17 protein-coding genes are annotated in these 16,944 nt (G+C 37.8%); 5 read left to right on the plus strand and 12 right to left on the minus strand.

Annotation, left to right across the window (positions count from 1 at the left end; all coding sequences use genetic code 11):
- The first annotated feature begins 16 nt into the window (after positions 1-16).
- The gene (gene mltG / locus PQG54_RS06655) at positions 17-979 is read left to right on the plus strand and encodes an endolytic transglycosylase MltG (protein WP_271789555.1); all 963 of its coding nucleotides are present in this window, start codon (positions 17-19) and stop codon (positions 977-979) included.
- A 29-nt stretch (positions 980-1,008) separates the two neighbouring features.
- On the opposite strand, the gene PQG54_RS06660 is transcribed toward mltG, so the two are convergent.
- Both PQG54_RS06660 and PQG54_RS06665 read right to left on the minus strand, forming a co-directional pair.
- Entirely contained in the window at positions 1,009-1,845 is an 837-nt protein-coding gene (locus PQG54_RS06660; RefSeq protein ID WP_271789554.1) for a lipid-binding SYLF domain-containing protein, read from the minus strand.
- A 44-nt stretch (positions 1,846-1,889) separates the two neighbouring features.
- Positions 1,890-2,684, minus strand: coding sequence for an inositol monophosphatase family protein (locus PQG54_RS06665; protein ID WP_271789553.1), 795 nt, complete (start codon positions 2,682-2,684; stop codon positions 1,890-1,892).
- A 244-nt stretch (positions 2,685-2,928) separates the two neighbouring features.
- Here PQG54_RS06665 and PQG54_RS06670 point away from each other — a divergent pair, with 244 nt between their 5' ends.
- Entirely contained in the window at positions 2,929-3,237 is a 309-nt protein-coding gene (locus PQG54_RS06670; protein ID WP_271789552.1) for a putative quinol monooxygenase, read from the plus strand.
- A 7-nt stretch (positions 3,238-3,244) separates the two neighbouring features.
- Positions 3,245-4,150 carry a glucosamine inositolphosphorylceramide transferase family protein gene (locus PQG54_RS06675; RefSeq protein ID WP_271789551.1) on the plus strand — a complete coding sequence of 302 codons (906 nt, stop codon included), beginning with the start codon at positions 3,245-3,247 and terminating at the stop codon, positions 4,148-4,150.
- 35 nt (positions 4,151-4,185) lie between these two features.
- Here PQG54_RS06675 and PQG54_RS06680 read toward each other — a convergent pair whose 3' ends face one another.
- The 6 genes from PQG54_RS06680 to PQG54_RS06705 are packed head-to-tail and all read right to left on the minus strand — an operon-like array spanning position 4,186 to position 10,090.
- Positions 4,186-5,274 carry a glycosyltransferase gene (locus tag PQG54_RS06680; protein WP_271789550.1) on the minus strand — a complete coding sequence of 363 codons (1,089 nt, stop codon included), beginning with the start codon at positions 5,272-5,274 and terminating at the stop codon, positions 4,186-4,188.
- A 7-nt stretch (positions 5,275-5,281) separates the two neighbouring features.
- Entirely contained in the window at positions 5,282-6,046 is a 765-nt protein-coding gene (locus tag PQG54_RS06685; protein ID WP_271789549.1) for a nucleotidyltransferase family protein, read from the minus strand.
- 8 nt (positions 6,047-6,054) lie between these two features.
- A complete protein-coding gene (locus PQG54_RS06690; protein ID WP_271789548.1) occupies positions 6,055-6,879 on the minus strand; it encodes a sterol desaturase family protein in 825 nt (274 codons plus the stop codon).
- The gene (locus PQG54_RS06695; protein ID WP_271789921.1) at positions 6,876-7,967 is read right to left on the minus strand and encodes an LptF/LptG family permease; all 1,092 of its coding nucleotides are present in this window, start codon (positions 7,965-7,967) and stop codon (positions 6,876-6,878) included. Before PQG54_RS06695 ends, PQG54_RS06690 begins: the two co-directional genes overlap by 4 nt.
- An 8-nt stretch (positions 7,968-7,975) precedes the next feature.
- Positions 7,976-9,196 (minus strand): LptF/LptG family permease, encoded by a 1,221-nt coding sequence (locus tag PQG54_RS06700; protein ID WP_271789547.1) that lies wholly within the window; start codon positions 9,194-9,196, stop codon positions 7,976-7,978.
- Between the two features lie 9 nt (positions 9,197-9,205).
- The gene (locus tag PQG54_RS06705; RefSeq protein ID WP_271789546.1) at positions 9,206-10,090 is read right to left on the minus strand and encodes a metallophosphoesterase family protein; all 885 of its coding nucleotides are present in this window, start codon (positions 10,088-10,090) and stop codon (positions 9,206-9,208) included.
- A 178-nt stretch (positions 10,091-10,268) separates the two neighbouring features.
- Here PQG54_RS06705 and PQG54_RS06710 point away from each other — a divergent pair, with 178 nt between their 5' ends.
- Positions 10,269-11,249 (plus strand): diacylglycerol/lipid kinase family protein, encoded by a 981-nt coding sequence (locus tag PQG54_RS06710; protein ID WP_271789545.1) that lies wholly within the window; start codon positions 10,269-10,271, stop codon positions 11,247-11,249.
- A gap of 9 nt (positions 11,250-11,258) precedes the next feature.
- Positions 11,259-12,191: a hypothetical protein gene (locus tag PQG54_RS06715; protein WP_271789544.1), complete on the plus strand. Its 933-nt coding sequence runs from the start codon at positions 11,259-11,261 to the stop codon at positions 12,189-12,191.
- A 3-nt stretch (positions 12,192-12,194) separates the two neighbouring features.
- Here the strand turns inward: PQG54_RS06715 and spt are convergent, their stop codons facing one another.
- From spt to PQG54_RS06735, 4 genes are all read right to left on the minus strand, one after another.
- Positions 12,195-13,397, minus strand: coding sequence for a serine palmitoyltransferase (spt, locus tag PQG54_RS06720; RefSeq protein WP_271789543.1), 1,203 nt, complete (start codon positions 13,395-13,397; stop codon positions 12,195-12,197).
- Between the two features lie 14 nt (positions 13,398-13,411).
- On the minus strand, positions 13,412-13,654 hold the full coding sequence (locus PQG54_RS06725; RefSeq protein WP_271789542.1) for an acyl carrier protein: 243 nt from the start codon (positions 13,652-13,654) through the stop codon (positions 13,412-13,414).
- A gap of 151 nt (positions 13,655-13,805) precedes the next feature.
- On the minus strand, positions 13,806-15,539 hold the full coding sequence (locus tag PQG54_RS06730) for a fatty acyl-AMP ligase (RefSeq protein ID WP_271789541.1): 1,734 nt from the start codon (positions 15,537-15,539) through the stop codon (positions 13,806-13,808).
- Positions 15,540-15,589: 50 nt separating this feature from the next.
- A complete protein-coding gene (locus tag PQG54_RS06735) occupies positions 15,590-16,717 on the minus strand; it encodes a sensor domain-containing protein (protein WP_271789920.1) in 1,128 nt (375 codons plus the stop codon).
- Positions 16,718-16,944: the final 227 nt, after the last annotated feature.

Below are 16,944 nucleotides of genomic sequence, written 5' to 3' on the forward strand. Positions count from 1 at the left end.
TTAAGGATATGTCATAATGCGTAAATTCGTTATAGTTTTGGGCGCATTATTGGTTCTTCTTGCTGTTTTTTTCGTTTTCGGAAAAAGCATTTACTCTAGGCCAGGAATCTTGCAAGTTACCAAGAATGTTGTGATTCCAAAGGGTAATACAGAAGCAATCTTGAAGCACTTACAGACCGAGCATGTTATTGGAAATGATTTTATTAATAAAATTGTCTTCCAACTCGCTGCTAAAATGACCGAAAATCAAGGTACATTACATGCAGCAGAATTTTCTTTTCCTAAAAATGCTTCTATACACCAAGTTTTACAAATCTTGCGTCATGCAAAGCCTGTACAACATGAACTGACCATTCCCGAAGGGTTAACGAGATATCAAATTACAGATTTGATTAATCAAGCGCCGTTTTTAACAGGCCATATTGAAGTCCCTGCAGAAGGAAGTATTTTACCTCAGACCTATGCGTACGAATTTGGATACTCTCGAGATAAATTATTACAAAGAACGCAAGTAGCTATGCAAAAGGCTTTGGATCAAGTTTGGAAAGATCGCCAACCAATTGTACAAGTTAAAACACCACGTGAATTGTTAACGCTTGCCTCAATTGTAGAAAAAGAAACAGCCTTGTCTCGCGAACGACCAATGATTGCGCGTGTATTTATCAATCGTTTGCAAAAAGAGATGAGGTTGCAGTCTGATCCGACGGTTATATATGCATTGACCGACGGTCATGGAAAGTTAGATCGCCCTCTATTAAGACGAGATTGGGAAGTTGAAAGTCCCTATAATACCTATTGGATAGCTGGCTTACCACCATCTCCGATTTGTTCACCGGGAAAAGCAGCTTTAGAAGCGGTAGCACATCCAGCCGATGGAAATATGCTATATTTTGTTGCAAATGGAACGGGTGGGCATAGTTTTTCCAGCACGTTGACCGAGCATAATCATAACGTGCATACTTATAAAGAAAAAAAATAGCCAAATAATTTGGCTATTTTAATGAAGGGTTAATATTTTTTAACAGGTGGTGGGGCTAAATTTTCTGATTTAATACTGCTATTATTACCGCTTGGGGCTAATTGAATGGCTCCAGAATCGACATCTCCACTGTCATTATCTTGTTGTTTTTTATTCGTTTTTGTCTTTATTTTAGAAGTAGATGATGTTGCTTCGTTACTTAATTTCATAAGAATCCGTCTTAGTGGATCTGCCCCAGAATTATTAACACGCATTGCAATCACAATATCTTCTGGCCCAACAGTTTCATTATAATAATTGTGATTTGATTTGCTGTTAATTTTAAGTTTAGACCCTTTTAGAGCGGCACCGGCAAATAATCCCGAACTTTTTTGAATGGTATAGATATTCGCGGCACCACTATCTGCGCTGCTATTGGCTGTGGCTGCTGTTGCAGAAGCACTGGCTCCCATCGTAAATTGGCTATCTAATAAAGAACGCAAGCTGGTTTCATTCATCACGAACAGCATGATTTCGGCGTTTTCAACGCCTAATTGTATTCCAAAAGATCCACTGGACATTTTATAAAAAGCAGGGCTTGACCAAGATCCTTGGGCGTCTCTGGATAAGAGAACACAACTGCCACCAGATCCTCCAAACACCAAAGAGATTCGCGTGACTGCTGGGCAAATCATGACAGCTCTGGCTTCTTTGAGACGGCTATAAAGATTATTGTCTGTAGAGACATTGCTGTAAATATCCTGAACAGCCAAAGTTGCATGATCGACCAAAGATTGTTCTGGTTTTGTACTGGCATGTGCAGTATTGGATAGATTGATCCCAAAAGCAGCTGTAAAGCAAAGTAAAAGAGATTTATAAAATTTCATGTGTTCCATCTGTTAAACATAAAAAAGTTCAGAAATAGAAAAAATTAGGCAGTGCGTAAAGGCATATTGACCGTTTTGGATAAAAGATCAGCCAGTCCTGGTGCAGTTGTTAATAAAGGAGTTGGTTGATGCAAGCCGCCATCTTCTAGGAATGGGGAGACTTTTGCCCCAGCTTCTTGTAATAAGACCAATGCAGCAGCTACATCCCAAAGATTAATCGCCATTTCAAAATGTCCGTCCAATCTGCCGCTGGCGACATCAACCAAAGACATTGTTCCAGACCCTAGCGTACGAATCATGGCACCTGTTTCTAAAATAGCATTGGCATGTTTTAGGAATTCTTCTCTCTTACTGACATGACTCCACCCTAACTCTACCATTGCAATTTTAGGGTCGGTAACAGGAGAAGCATGAATGCGTTGACCATTCATGAAGGCACCCTGTCCCAATCTTGCGGTATAGAATTCTTGAACTGGGGGTGCTGCGATAATTCCTAAGATTGGTGTATTCCCTTCCATCAGACCAAGGGAAACGCACCATCGATTACGACCTCTGGCATAATTGGATGTACCATCAATAGGATCCACAACCCATCTGAGGGCTCCTGTTCTGGTTTGCCCTTCTTCTTCACCTTGAAAACCATCTTCTGGAAAGAGATTTTTAATTTCTTGGGAGATAAAAGCTTCTACTTTTCCATCTGTTTCGGTTAACCAATCTTGAGCATGTTTCAAGAATCCTTGTGGACCTCCTGGTGCTGGGCGCATTGCCATGGCCATTTCAGCGGCCTTTTTAACAATAGCTTGTGCAGCTTCAAAGCGATGAGAAAGAGCATCCGTCATAATAAGATTAACCTCGACAAAGAAATTGTAAATTATAGAATAGCGATATCATCAATATCTTTTTTTTCTGATATGTTAGAAACTATGCTAAAAAGCAGATAAGATATATGCTCTGTTTTTGAACAAATGATGGCAATATCTATTTTAAAGCACAGATTCTATGCTTTTTAAAGATGGATATCAATAGAATATAGAATTCTACAGAGAAAACTCGAAATGATAGAAAATAGTTGGAGAGAATAAAATGTCACAAGAATTAAGATTAATTGCAAGATGTGATCTCAAGTCAGGTGCGTGGGAAAATATTTCTTCAGTAGTGAAGGAATGCGTTGCCCAATCTCGTAAAGAAGCAGGCAATCATCTTTATACCGCCTATTTCGAACAAGGAAACCATAATCGTGTGATTTTCATAGAACATTGGAGTAGCCAAGAAGTTCTTGATCTTCATATGACTACTGAACATTTTCAGAATTTAGTCAAGGCAATGAAACCTTATTTAGAGCAATCAATGGAAGTCATCCTATTGGACGAGATTTTAACAATCAAAGGATAAACGGCGCGTGTCTATTTATGAGACGGATATTTGGCGTGTAGGGATTATCAAAGCCCCGATGGAAACAGTGATTTACGAAGGCATTAATCATATTCATTGGTTGTGTGAAGAACCTACGTTTCGATTTTTAGCTGATCCTTTTGGATTACATCAAGACGGTAAATTCTATATTTTCGCTGAAAGCTACGATTATAGGGATCGACACGGGCGTATCGAGGTTTTGATTCTTGATGAAGCTCTGCGCCTTTTAGATAGAGCGTTGGTATTAGAAGAGCCATGGCATTTGTCTTATCCAATGATGATTAAAGATCAAGGGCAGATTTATATGCTGCCAGAGGCATATAAATCTGGCAAAACAACATTATATAAAGCGAAGCGTTTTCCTTATCAGTGGGAGCCAGTATCAGAATTTACTTTTCCAGAAGTGGCCATTGATCCTAGCATTTTTTTTCATAACGGTTTGTGGTGGATGTTCTATACGCCTGCGAATTCAGGATATAGCCGCCAAAGTGTCCTATCGATTGCTTTTTCTGAAAATTTAATGGGACCTTGGCAAATCCATCCTCAGAATCCGGCGCGTATTACCCCATCAAGTTCTCGGCCTGGTGGAAATGTCGTGGTTACCGATTCCGAGGTTCTTTTGCCGACGCAAGATTGTACAATGACTTATGGAGGTGGGCTATCTTTTCTAAAGATTACCTGTTTAACACCACACAAGTTTGAAGCGCATATTGTGAAGAGACTGAAAGCAAATAATGTAAATTTTGGATCTTATTCTCACGGAATACATACATTTAGTGCGTTAGGGAATTACACATTAATTGATGCTAAAAAAATGGATCAATCTCTGTTCCAACGGTTAAAAATTGACACATTATATCATGTGAGAAAAAAGGTGGATGTTTTTACATAACTAGTAAAAACATTTTAATATATTGGCTATTAATTTTATCGTGGAGTAAAATGCTTCATACGTTCATAAATTAGTTGACCAATTGTGTTAAAACGGTCTTCAGAGAAATTGTTCATAACTGTTTCTCTGGCCAGTTGACCCATGGGATAGAGTAATTCGGGTTTTTGCAAAAATTCATATAATGCATTTGCCAAAGCCTCAGGATTGTTTGGTTGAATAGTCAGACCTGTTTGATAATCTTGGATAGAAAAAGGAAGCTCCCCAACATTACTTGCGATGACAGGTAACCCCGTTTGCATAGCTTCGTGAGCGGCAATACAAAACCCTTCAGAACGAGAGGGCTGGATATACAAATGATATTGTCTAAGGGTTTGCGCAACGTGAGGTGTGAACCCTGCTAGTTGGATTTGGTTTTCTAAGTGGTAATGCTGAATAAGTGTTTTTAGTTTTTCATACTCTATGCCTTCTCCATAAATAGAAATCTTATAAGGAGGAACGTTAGCATATTGCGTTAATAAATGGCATGCCTCAATCAACACATCATATCCTTTTACAGGATGTAATCTACCCATCGAGGCAATTCGAATGACCTGCCCTTTTTCCCATGTCTTTGCTTTGGGCGTGTCTGGGGACGTTTTGAAAATTGGCCAAGTAATTATTTTTTCATCAGGAATTTTTAAACGTTGTTGAGTCAAAGTAGTTACTTTGTTTGAATCCCCAATCCATAATTGTGACAAAGAACGTGTTGCCTTTAAGAGTCTCAAATTCCATGGTTTCAGATAAGCAGCATGCTGCCAACTAACAACAGGAATACCGAGTTGTAATCCAGCCAGTTGCCCCAACAATGTTGCCCTGGTTAAAGAAGTCCATAAATGGGTTGGCTGATACACGCGAAGTTGGTGTCTGAGCCATAGGAAACTTTGAATATGGTCTTTTAAACCACCCTCTCTGACTGAGACTGGTATAAACGCTTTACGTATAGCTGGTAACGCTTTGCCATCTTTTTGAGCAAGGGCAAATATTTTAACCTCTGCCCCATAATCCCGCATTAATGATAAAATGGCTGGGATTGGAAAACCAGCTCCGCCACCTTCCATGGAATTGATGATATAGGCAATACGCATGGATATATTAATTTTGCATGAGAGTACGAACGATTTTTAAATCTTCAGGCTTATCTACATCAACAGACGCTTGCCCCCAAGGCATTACTACAAAATGAGTTTTTGCTTTGGTAAGCTTGTAAATTCTTTTTTTAAGGGCATTTCTGGTTAAGCATTTTATTAAATATCTTAAAATAATTTTATATCCTAATAAATAACTCATTTTGACTGGCCTCTTACGATGCTTCTCAAGTTTTTGCCATAACTTTGCAACTTGTATAGATTGAGGAGTTCTGAATAAAAATAAGTTACAACCAGAAAAGGAACCATCTGCAAGTTTGATATAGGTTCTGCGTGTATTTGGTACATCCGTTTCTATTTGTTCTCTTAGGGCGATACCTACAGCGATATCACATTTTGTCAGTTCAGCTTCTTTTAAGAAATGGCTGATCCATTCAGGTTGTAATAATGGATTGTCTGCTGTCGTGACAAGTAAAGGTGTTCCAAGGGTTTCAATGGCTTGAATTACACTGTCACTTGGCCCCAAGGCCGCGGGTAAATATTGAATATATTCAGGTAGGATATCTTGAACAATGGAGCATTGTTCAATCGTTACTGCAATCTTATTAATGTTGCTGAGCCTAGATAAAGCTTGGACAACATATTCAATCATAGGTCGTCCTAATATAGGTAAGATCGCTTTATGAGAAACGTGAGCTTGTTTTGCCAAAGGATCTTGTTGACCTTCTCTGGAGCCAGCTAATATCAGAGCATTAACAGTTTCACGTTCCATATTATATCCTAAGCTGCCTTTTGTTCCTGTTGAGTGGATGATTTTTTTTGCTCACGAAAATTAGACCCTTCAGGACGATCACGAGGAGGAGATCCTGTTTTTAACATAACCCAAGGGTAACGTTCCGCTTCTTTGATATCATATCCCATATTAAATACGGTTGGGCTGCGAGGACGACTCTTTGCGTCAGCATAGAAAGTACCAAATACTCTGTCCCAGAAATAGTTTGTAATGCCATAATTACCTTTTTCAAAGTGAAAATGATGCATGATGTGTAATTGTTTGATACGCAATACATATTGGGATTTTGGTTTATATCCAAGGTGTTGAATACAATGAAAAAATTCATAAAAACAAGCCATATATATAGCTGTTCCGATGGCAGCAAATGCTCCTGGTATTCCACCAACAGCCAATCCAATTCCACCGCCTACAATCAGAATGGTTGGGATTGTATTCAAAGGGGAACCAAATAGAACGTTTAAAAGATGGGGATCTTGATGGTGGTCAAAATGAATCCTTTTCCACAAAGAGGCTGTCCATTTAATTTGATATAAAAAGGTAGCATGCATGATCCAACGATGGATAATATACCAAATTAAAGGGAAACCAAAAATCATAACGATAGTAGAACTAAGAATGGGTATCCATCCTGTGAATGTACAATAAATACCTACAATGCAGGCAAGAATAAGGCCAAAATAAAGCAAAATTGTGCCGTGTGTTAAATAGGCAACCCATAATTCCTTTAAATTCATTTTACCTAAATCGTAGCTACGACCAGAGCGTAGCTCTTGGTCTCGCATAATTTGAAAGATAGATTGTTTTTTCATGTTTTTTCTTCAATCATTAAAATAATAGCACTGGCTGCTAAAATAAATATTAGCAGTGAGGGAATGACCGCAATAGGCGCAGGTAATGTCCCAGCTTTACCCAAAGCGCGCAGAACTTCCTGAAAAATAATAAACAACAATCCTGCTCCTAGACAATATACAGGCAACCAGCTTTTTAATCCAGCTCTTGGAGGGATTGAGGTGACAGGAATGGCAATAATCAACATAACAATAAACATAAAGGGAATGAAAAGTCGTGCCCAAATAGTTGTTTTAATTGTATTTGTAGGTATCCGGAATGGCTCTGCTGCATTTGATAGTTGTTTTAGCATGATGTGTAAAGACTGAGGCAAGGCAGGTACTGAAAGTCCTATCAATGTACGTGGTGTTAAAGGTGTCTCCCAAATCATTTCTTCGGGTTTAGTCAGATTTGTAAATTCTAGGGGAACGCCAGGTGCAATAAGCAATATTTTGGCATTTGAAAGCAGCCATCGTTTATTGCTATATTGAGCCGTTTCAGCTGTTAAAATAGAATCTAGATGAGACAAATCTTTGCGTTTGTAAATCGTTAATCCTTTGATTGTATTGCCACCGTATGCGATATAATCAACGCTAACGATATCAAGATTTTGATAGAAATAAAATCCCTTACCCTTCTCGGGTGTAGGGTCTGTTTTATTCCACCAAATTGCTAAATTTAGTTCTGATTTTGGTGTGATTTGGTCATGAAAGATGAAACAAATGACTCCAAGCAGTATGGCTGCGGGTAACAGCTTGGTTATAAATCCAAGGGAAGATAATCCTGCAGCTTTAAAAATGGTTACCTCATTGTTTAATGTAAGTCGCGTCAGCATTACAATAGTGCCAATTAACATACTTAGAGGTAAAACAGAGCTAAATAATAAGGGTAGACGTAACCCCATATAATGTGCAATTCCAATCCATCCTAAATGCCTTGCTAAAATGGGAGACATTTGCTCAAGAAGGGTTAATGCTTCCATAATAATGGTCAGTAGTATAGCAGTGCCTAGAACGATGCTTAGTAATCGTAACGAAAGATAAATAATTAATTGATGTCGTCTAAACATTTTGTTCACTATTTATCCATATGCTTTGATGAACGTTTAAATAAAGAAATAAAAAGATACTGTAAATTACCACTTTTAAATAGCAATATAGTATAGCACATCATAAAGAATACGAACAACGGCATCCATAATGCAATAAAAGCTGAGTGATGTCCCGTGGCAACAAGCTCAGTGCCGAACTGTTGAATATGGTCATATGCGAGTAAAGTAACTGCGGCAACCCCCAATCCCCAATTACGTTTTTTACGTTTTTTCATAATCGCTAGCCCAGTTGCAAGGATAGGAATGCCAAGAATGGATAATGCTCTGACCAGTCGAAAATGGAATTCTGCTCTTATATCAGCAATAGGTGTAGTGTTAGTATGATGGCGTAGTTGTTGAAATAATTCTGTGATGGTTAATTCTCTTTCATCATCCCCACGTTCACGAAAGGTCACTTTTTTACCTTGTTGTTTTAAGTTTTTTTCAGCTTTAGTAAAGTCAGTAATATTATTCTTATTGTTGGAATTTAAAGTCAAATTCTGTCCGTTAAATAAATTGAGTTGTATCTTAGAGCGGTTTTGAACCGTATAAAAAGAGCCTGATTCTGCAACAATAATATGTTCAGTTGTTTTGTTTTTGACTTTGTCTAGTGCTTTTTGTCGAATAAAAATACCCGATAAACGTGTTCCATGTTCAGTCGCTTTATCAACGACCATGACAAGATTATCATCGGGTTTCACAATAGTATGACTTTGTATATTGGGAACCCATCCTGAATGCGAAGCATAAAAAAAAGCAGCCCGAAAATCATAACGTGCATAAGGTTGTATATAACCATATAAAATAATACATAAAATACTGATGACTACTCCACACATCATATAAGGGCGGGAGTAACGAGATAATGAGATCCCAGAGCTGAGCAGCGCCTCAATTTCACTATTAAGGCTCATTTGTCTTACGCTGGCAAAAATTGCCACGCAAAATGCCGCTGGAATAGCTAGTCCCAAATAATGGGGTACAAGATCAGTCAATAGTCCCAAAAAGGTGCTAAGGGGGCTATTATCCGCAGCAAGCAAATCAAGTAATACCAATAAACGCTCGAGCATTAAAGCTGTGAGGATAATACCAAGAGCAATCAAAAAAGTCGGTAGCGCCAAAGACAAGCAATAATGATCCAACGTTCCTGGAAGAAGGTAAGACCAAAGCGTTTTCTTGTGGTGGGAGGATAGTTTGTTATTTGACAAGGCAGGAAACTAAGGTTTGTGGTTTAGATAAAAAGAAGATCTTTCGATAAATTGTTGATGTTTATCTACAGTTCTCACTGAAAAATTAACATGTAGCATATCTTCTTGTGATTCCAGAGTTATTTTACGCCAAGCAGCTTGTCTTTGTATGCGAACAGCGTTGGACGAGGCAGAAGCGATCCCTAGCATTGGAATATTGGTATGCAAGAATCTTGTCGTTGTTGTCTTATGGGTATGACCATACAAAATCATATCTGCCCCTTCGTCGAGCAGAATTTTTTTCAATTCTTTTCTATTTCTAAGCGCTTTTCGTTCTTTGGTAATTCCAGACACGGGGGGATGATGTAACATAACGATTCGGAAAAGTTTTTCTTCTTTTGCTTTGCGCAGAGCTTCTTTGATTCGTTCTAATTGATCGCGGTCAATAAAACCACTAGCAAAAAAAGGTAATGTTGGTACGCCCGTGGAAATACCAATAATTGCGGTTGTATCGGTTTTTGTTACAATCGGGTAATCTTCTTGGGCATAAGCTTTAGTCCAAGGTGTCCAATAAGCATGGGTATTATGCCATTGGGTTTTAACTAGACAATCATGATTTCCTGGGACAACACGAACATTTGGAAAAGGGAGTTGATGTAACCACTCTGCAGCTTGTTTAAATTCTTCTGGCAAAGCAAGGTTTGTTAGATCGCCTGAAATCAAAACAAGGTCAGGAGAGTGAGCAATCATATCCCCAATAACCAGATCAAGATTCTTTTTTTGTAAAATAAGACGTCTCTTTTTCCACGATAGAAAACTCAGAAAACGTTTATTACAAAGAGATAGCTTTGAAAATTGAATAGTTTCTAGTGGTAAATGAATGTCAGAAATATGAGCAATCGTAAAACGTTTCAAAAGTAACTATCCTTTAGCTGATGATCTTTGTTTTATGATAATATATAAGTATGGCAGAATATAGTTGATTTTTTTATTGATTTTTTCATAAAAGACAAGAGAAGGTTATAAAATATTAGCTTTTTATTACGACTCTTCTTTTTGAAAAACAAGTTATATAGAATGTTGGAAACCGTTTGTGATACAAAATATTGCTTTGATTAAAAATCCAACCAGTCGGTTAAATCAAAATGAGAAAGAAAATGCAGACTTTACTAAGTTTGCATCAGGATGGTTAGGTAGTCGTTATTGTATGCCTGATACGATCGACAAGCTGAACCAAATGATGGTTCAATATGCTGCTGAAAACGTCGAATGCATCATCGTCGATGGAGGCGATGGAACGATCAGTCAGGTAATGACAGGTATTTATCATGCTTACGATTCGGATAAAATACCAAAGTTGGTTATTTTACCTTCTGGCAATACGAATTTAATTGCTAAGGATATTGGTTTTGGTGTGCGTGGCGTCCAAGCATTACAAAGGATTAAAATTTTACACGAAAGACAACGGTTAATTAATTCAGTACAACATCGACATGCTTTAAAAATCGAATGGTCAGATTCCTCTAAAACCGCTATTTTAGGTATGTTTGCGGGTGCAGCAGCTTTTACAAGAGCAATTAATATTGCACATAACCCAACGATTCTTAAAAATTTTGCGCATGACTGGGCTGTTGGGATTACAATTATCTTTGCCTTGTTAAAACTATTATCACCTCAGACAAGAGATTTGTGGTTAAAAGGAGAGAAATGTGAACTGCAATACGATCAGCAAGAAATTCTTTCAGAAAATAGTTTTCTTTTTATAGCGACGACCTTACAAAGCTTATCAAGTGGTATGTGGCCTTTTTGGGGAGGTAAGCATGACGATCAACGGTTACATTATTTGAATGTGGGTTCTTATCCTTCAAAATTAATTTCTGCTTGTTGGGCATTATTACGTGGAAAATCACCATTATGGTTACGAAATAACCCTTCTTATCAAAGTGGAATTGCAAAGAACATTTCAATGACAATAGAAAAGGAAATTATAATGGATGGGGAGCATTATGATACAGGTAATGACCATCAAGTGTATTTATCAGTCGGTCCTGAATTTTCTTTTGTTCGTTTATAGTGGTTGTCTATGTTGCTTACTTCGCTTTTACAATCATCTTATCAAATTGAAGATGTCCCAAAACCTGTTTTTGAATTTATAAAATCCATTTTAAAAGGCAGGAATCCAATTGGGGTTATCTATTATGGATCCAGTCTGTGGAAGCAAGACTTAACAGGACTGTTAGATTTCTATATTGTTTGTGAAGATTTATCCGATTGGTATCAAGATCAAACAGGTTGTTATTATGCAAACAAGTTCTTGCCTCCCAATATCGAATATCATGAATTCAATGATGATGAGGTTTCTTTAAGAGCCAAAGTTGCGATTCTATCGTTAAAACAATTAAGGCGAGCAACAGGGTTGCAATCCATCGATACAACGATGTGGGCGCGGTTTTGTCAACCTGTTAAAATCTTGTGGGTTAGAGATCAAGCGGCTTCTCAGAATATTTTTCGTTGTTTAGTCAGAGCTGTTACAACAGCATCTTGGTGGGCAGCATTTCTTGGTTCCAAAGAGAACGAAGGTAAGGAATTTTGGTGTAATTTATTTTCACATACTTACCAAGCAGAACTGAGGGTAGAAGCTAAGAATCGTCCAATGTCCATCTTAGAAAATAGAGAGGATTATTTTACTCAATTATTAGAAGCAGGATGGCGTGGATTGGGGATTCCTTTTACAAAAACTCAGGATAATCGTTATATTGTCAATTTGGCAGATATGGAACGTGAGGATGCTCATAAAAAATGGAAATTACGACAATGTTTAGGTCGCCCACTAAATATCGCCAGGCTTATTAAAGCAGCGTTTACTTTTCAAGGGGGGGCTGAATATATTGCATGGAAAATAAAGAGGCATCAAGGAATTGAACTTCATTTGACACCATTTCAAAAAAAGCACCCCTTGATGAATGCACCTTGGATTGTAATCAGATTATACCACCAAGGTGTTTTTAAACGTTGATTGTTAAATTTTCAGAGCTACGCCAACATCTTGTGCAGCTTGAATATAAATTTGCACAAGTTGATCAATTTGTTCAGTTGTATGTGCTGCCGCAATGCTAGCACGTAACAATGGACGGTTATCTGGAGTAGCAGGGGGTAAGCTTAGATTAATATAAGCCCCTAATTCCAAGACACGATTCCAGAACTGAGAAGCTTGGGGTAAGTCCTCTAAAATAACAGAAATGACAGAGCTGATATCAGGGCCCGTTAGGAAGCCTGCATTTTGTAATGCATGATAAAAGCGAGACGCATTATCCATTAATTTATGAATTAATTCAGGATGATTTTTGATAATCTCTAAGTTTGCTTTTGTTGCAGCAATAACTTCTGGTGGCAAAGACGCTGTAAACATATACGGTCTTGTGCAAAGACGCAACAAATCCATCTGAGGATGATCGGAGACACAATATCCCCCAACAGTCCCGAGGCTTTTAGAAAAGGTACCAACAGTAAAGTCGATATCTGCTTCAACCTGATCTCGTTCAGCTATCCCACGACCATGTTCGCCAAAAATACCAAAAGAATGTGCTTCATCAATCATCAGACAAGCATTTTCTTCTTTTTTGACTTCAACGAACTCTTTAAGGGGAATAATATCCCCAAACATTGAATAAACGCCTTCAACAACAATCAGTTTGTTTCCAGGAATATCCCCAAGTCGGCGTAAACGTTTGCGTAAATCATCAGCATCATTATGACGGAAACGGATAATTTGAGCTTGGCTCATTCGGCTACCATCATAAATACTGGCATGACAATCAGCATCAAGGAAAAGATAATCATCTTTACCAGCCAGTGTGGAGACCATACCCAACGTTGCTTGATATCCCGTAGAGAACACCATACAAGAACGACGATTAAAGAATTTAGCCAAATCTTGTTCAAGCTCTTGATGCAAAGAATAAGTGCCGTTGGCGATTCGTGAACCAGTTGTTCCCACACCATATTGCATAGCGGCTTCGGCTGCGGCATGACGTGCTGCATCCGATTGGCTTAGTCCCAAATAGTTGTTGGTTCCGAATAGTAAAGTTTGCCGACCATTAATAACACCAATTGTTGGAGAAATCATTTTTTCAATTGTTGTTCCAAACGGATTGTGTTTAGAAATAGACATCAACTGTTCAAAGGCATTATGAAGAGGTTGAAATTTGGTAAATATATCCATAAGAATTGAACTTTTTATTTTAAAGAAATAATGGCTTCAGCAAGGTCATGAATGGTGCGTACGTCTGTTAAACGATCTAATGGAACGGAGACATCAAGCTTGTCTTCTATTTCCATCACAAAATTCATAACGGCCAGAGAATCGAATTCAAGATCTTCGATAATTTTGCTTTCTGGGGTAATATTGCGTGGCACTTTTGGATTCTCTAACAGTGTTTCTATAATTATTTGAGAAACACTTTCGATTGTTTCGGTCATATTGGTGTAACCTTCTAAATTAGATTGGTTTAATATTGACTGATCGTTAAATCATCACAATCAGCCATTTTGTTCAAAAGTTTAGAAATAGGATATTCTAATTAACAATGAAGCTCAAGATTTCTATTTTGGCAAAATCTTATTTATACGTCTAATTGTTAATATTGAATTCACCATTGAGTAGCATTTTTCTTGCGCGTGCCCGTGTTAGCTTTCCAGAAGAGGTCTGGGGTAAACTGTGCGGAGGGACTAAAATAACAGATACTTCGACGCCGTGTTGGCGACGGAACAAATTTGTCATTTCTTCTTGTAATGTTTGGCGTTCTTTTGGATCAAGAAAACGACATTGTACAAGGGCAACAATGGACTCATGTTCGTCTGTATCAATTGAAAATACAGCAACATCACGACTTCTGAGAGCATTAAAATGATGTTCGGCAGACCATTCTAGATCTTGAGGCCAAATATTACGACCATTAATAATAATCAAATCTTTTTCACGACCCGTAATAACGATTTCATTATCTAACATATAGCCAAGATCACCTGTTCTCAACCAACCATCGTCACTGATAACATTTCTGGTTTCTTCTTCTTGTCGAAAGTATTCTTTCATCAAGCTGGGACCACGAACATAAACGCTACCAACGTGACGTTCAGGCACAATATTTCCTTCTTCATCACGTACTTCGATTTCATGGCCAGGCAGGATAGGGCCACAAAGTGTAAATGTACGTGTGCTCATATTGGGATCATCACAAGGTTTTGCGATGCCGTCTGTTTCTAGAATATGTAAATCAACAGTATCTGTTTTAACCCCTGTATTTAATGGGGCAAAACTTAATGCTAAGGTTGCTTCGGCCATACCATAACTTGCGACAAATGCTTTATGACTAAATCCATATTGCGCATATTGTTCTGCAAATTGTTCTAATATATGAGAACGAATCATATCTCCGCCAATTCCCGCGGCTCTCCATGAAGATAGATCTAACTCTAAAGTTGAGGCAGGGGCTCTACGCGCGCATAATTCAAAGCCAAAAGATGGGCTATAGGATAGGGTGCCTTTGTTGCGACTAATAAGATCTAACCAAACAAGAGGTCTTCTCGCAAAATCTCTAGTTGGCAGAAGATCAACGCTTAATTGGCATACCATGGGTGTGATAAAAAAACCAAGCAATCCCATATCGTGATAAAGGGGTAACCAAGAAACACAGCGATCACCAGTTTCTTGGACAACTAAACCATATTTTGCAATGGCACTGACGTTTGCAAGACAGGCTTTTTGTGTGACTGCGATTCCCATTGGAAAGCGTGTGCTGCCAGAGGAAAATTGTAAGTAGGAAATATCGTCGCTATCAACGGTGGGTAATTCTATAGTTGACTTTGCATGGACTTGCGCTAATTCAGCAGGAGTGCCGCCAAATTGTAAAGAGAACCCATTAATAATATCGGGTGTCCAACTTTGTATTGTTTGTGCGGTGATAACAGCTTTTGCCGATGCATTTTCAATCATCCCACGTAATGTATCGATATAAGCTGTCTTGCCGGCAAAAGCGACAGGTAAAGGCATTGGTGCAGGGATTAGTCCTGCATATTGACAACCAAAAAAGATTCGGCTGAAATCACTATCGCTTTCTGCAATAACAGCAACGCGATCCCCTTTTTCAAGTCCAAGAGTTAATAATTTTCGAGCTGTATCTTTGGCTTGTTCTTTTAATAAAGAATAAGGAAGTGATTCTAATAAAATCCCTTTGGCTGAATAAAAATTAATACCGGCCTGACCTTGTGCAGCATAATCAAGCGCATCAGCAAGAGAAGCAAAGTCTCCAAAACGTCTCTTTATACCTGAATCAGTCGGGGTAGGATAATTTGTTATTTCCACAATTAAAATTCCACCAAGTTTTCTAAAGCAATTATTAAAAGTCTATTATCTTATCTTATTTGAAGATAATCAACAATTGCTTTTGCCCCGATATGTGCTGTCGGGCTGTTTAAAGTTCCAAATGTATTGCGTATATAGTCTTTTTGTAATTGAAGAAAGTTTTTTTGTAAAAAAAAGCTTTTATCTATTTTTTCTAATATATTAAGAGGGGATGACAGGACTGGGCCTAATTTCCATGCCTCATAATTTTCATCTTTTTCCCACTGGGCATGATGTGCATTTAGAAATAAGCAGGGTCTCGGTTTAACTAAAAATTCAGAGATTTGACTGCTGACATCACCTAAATATAAATCTGCCCCTATTGTATAGGTCATGTCTATGCTTTTGGGGCTTCCAAGATCAATGAGGATATGAGGATATTGCTTGTATACTTTAAAACTATCTTTGTCTTTTTTAGATGGAGGATAGAAAAGTCTAAAATGTGGTGCAAAAATCAAGTTATATTGATTTTGGTTGGTAAATTGTCTTAAAATTTGATGTCCAAATTTGTGCCAAGAGGATAAGTGACGTTTAAAGTGCGGGTTATATAAAATTATAGGCTTGTTATTTTTGAATAAAGTAGGTTGGTATTGTTCTCTTAACTTATGTATAATATCAAATTTGGCGTATACACCTGTTTGGTATTGACCTGACCGAATAGACTGCTGTTGTAAAAGACGTTGTTCGATTTTTTTTCCAGCCATCAAAATAAAATCGAATTTCCTTATGTCCTTAGCAAAGCCAATAGCACGATCTCCAGCACCATGACGTGTCCATATTAGTTTTGGTTCAGTCACGCCAAATTGCTTCAAATATAAAGAGGTTCTTTCAGGTACAATAATAGCTGAGAATCGTTTAAAAAAGTTACGATTCAAATATAGAGTAAGCAATTTAAAACCAGCATTCGTTCCCTGCTGGTCGATGGTCTGGCGTAATACGTTAGGCAAATCAAAGAGATGATATTGTAAAGGCGTATTAGGATATAAGGAAGCAAGTGATTTAATATATGTAAGATGCTTTTCTGTTGTACATGCAACATGGACTTTAATATTGGGATATGTTCTTGCAAGCTCAATGGCAATTGGTAATGAATGTAAAGTTTGATGAGGTTGAGCTATGTATGAGAATAAAAAATGCATAAAAAACAATCTTAAATAGTTAACGTTTAAGTTAGTATGCTGCGCAATTTTGGCAAAATTATTATATTTCTCAAGATCCAAACGAGATTTTTTAAAAAAACTTAAAAAAAAGGTTAAGAATCTTATTGACGCTTCTATTCAATTTGTATAGAAGTGTTTTTACCGGAGCGGTGGTTAAGAAAACTTCTTGAGTTTGTTTAGTTGCTGTGTTAGGTTGTAGTTTCCGA

The organism is Commensalibacter communis, from assembly GCF_947179015.1.
GTDB lineage: Bacteria > Pseudomonadota > Alphaproteobacteria > Acetobacterales > Acetobacteraceae > Commensalibacter > Commensalibacter communis.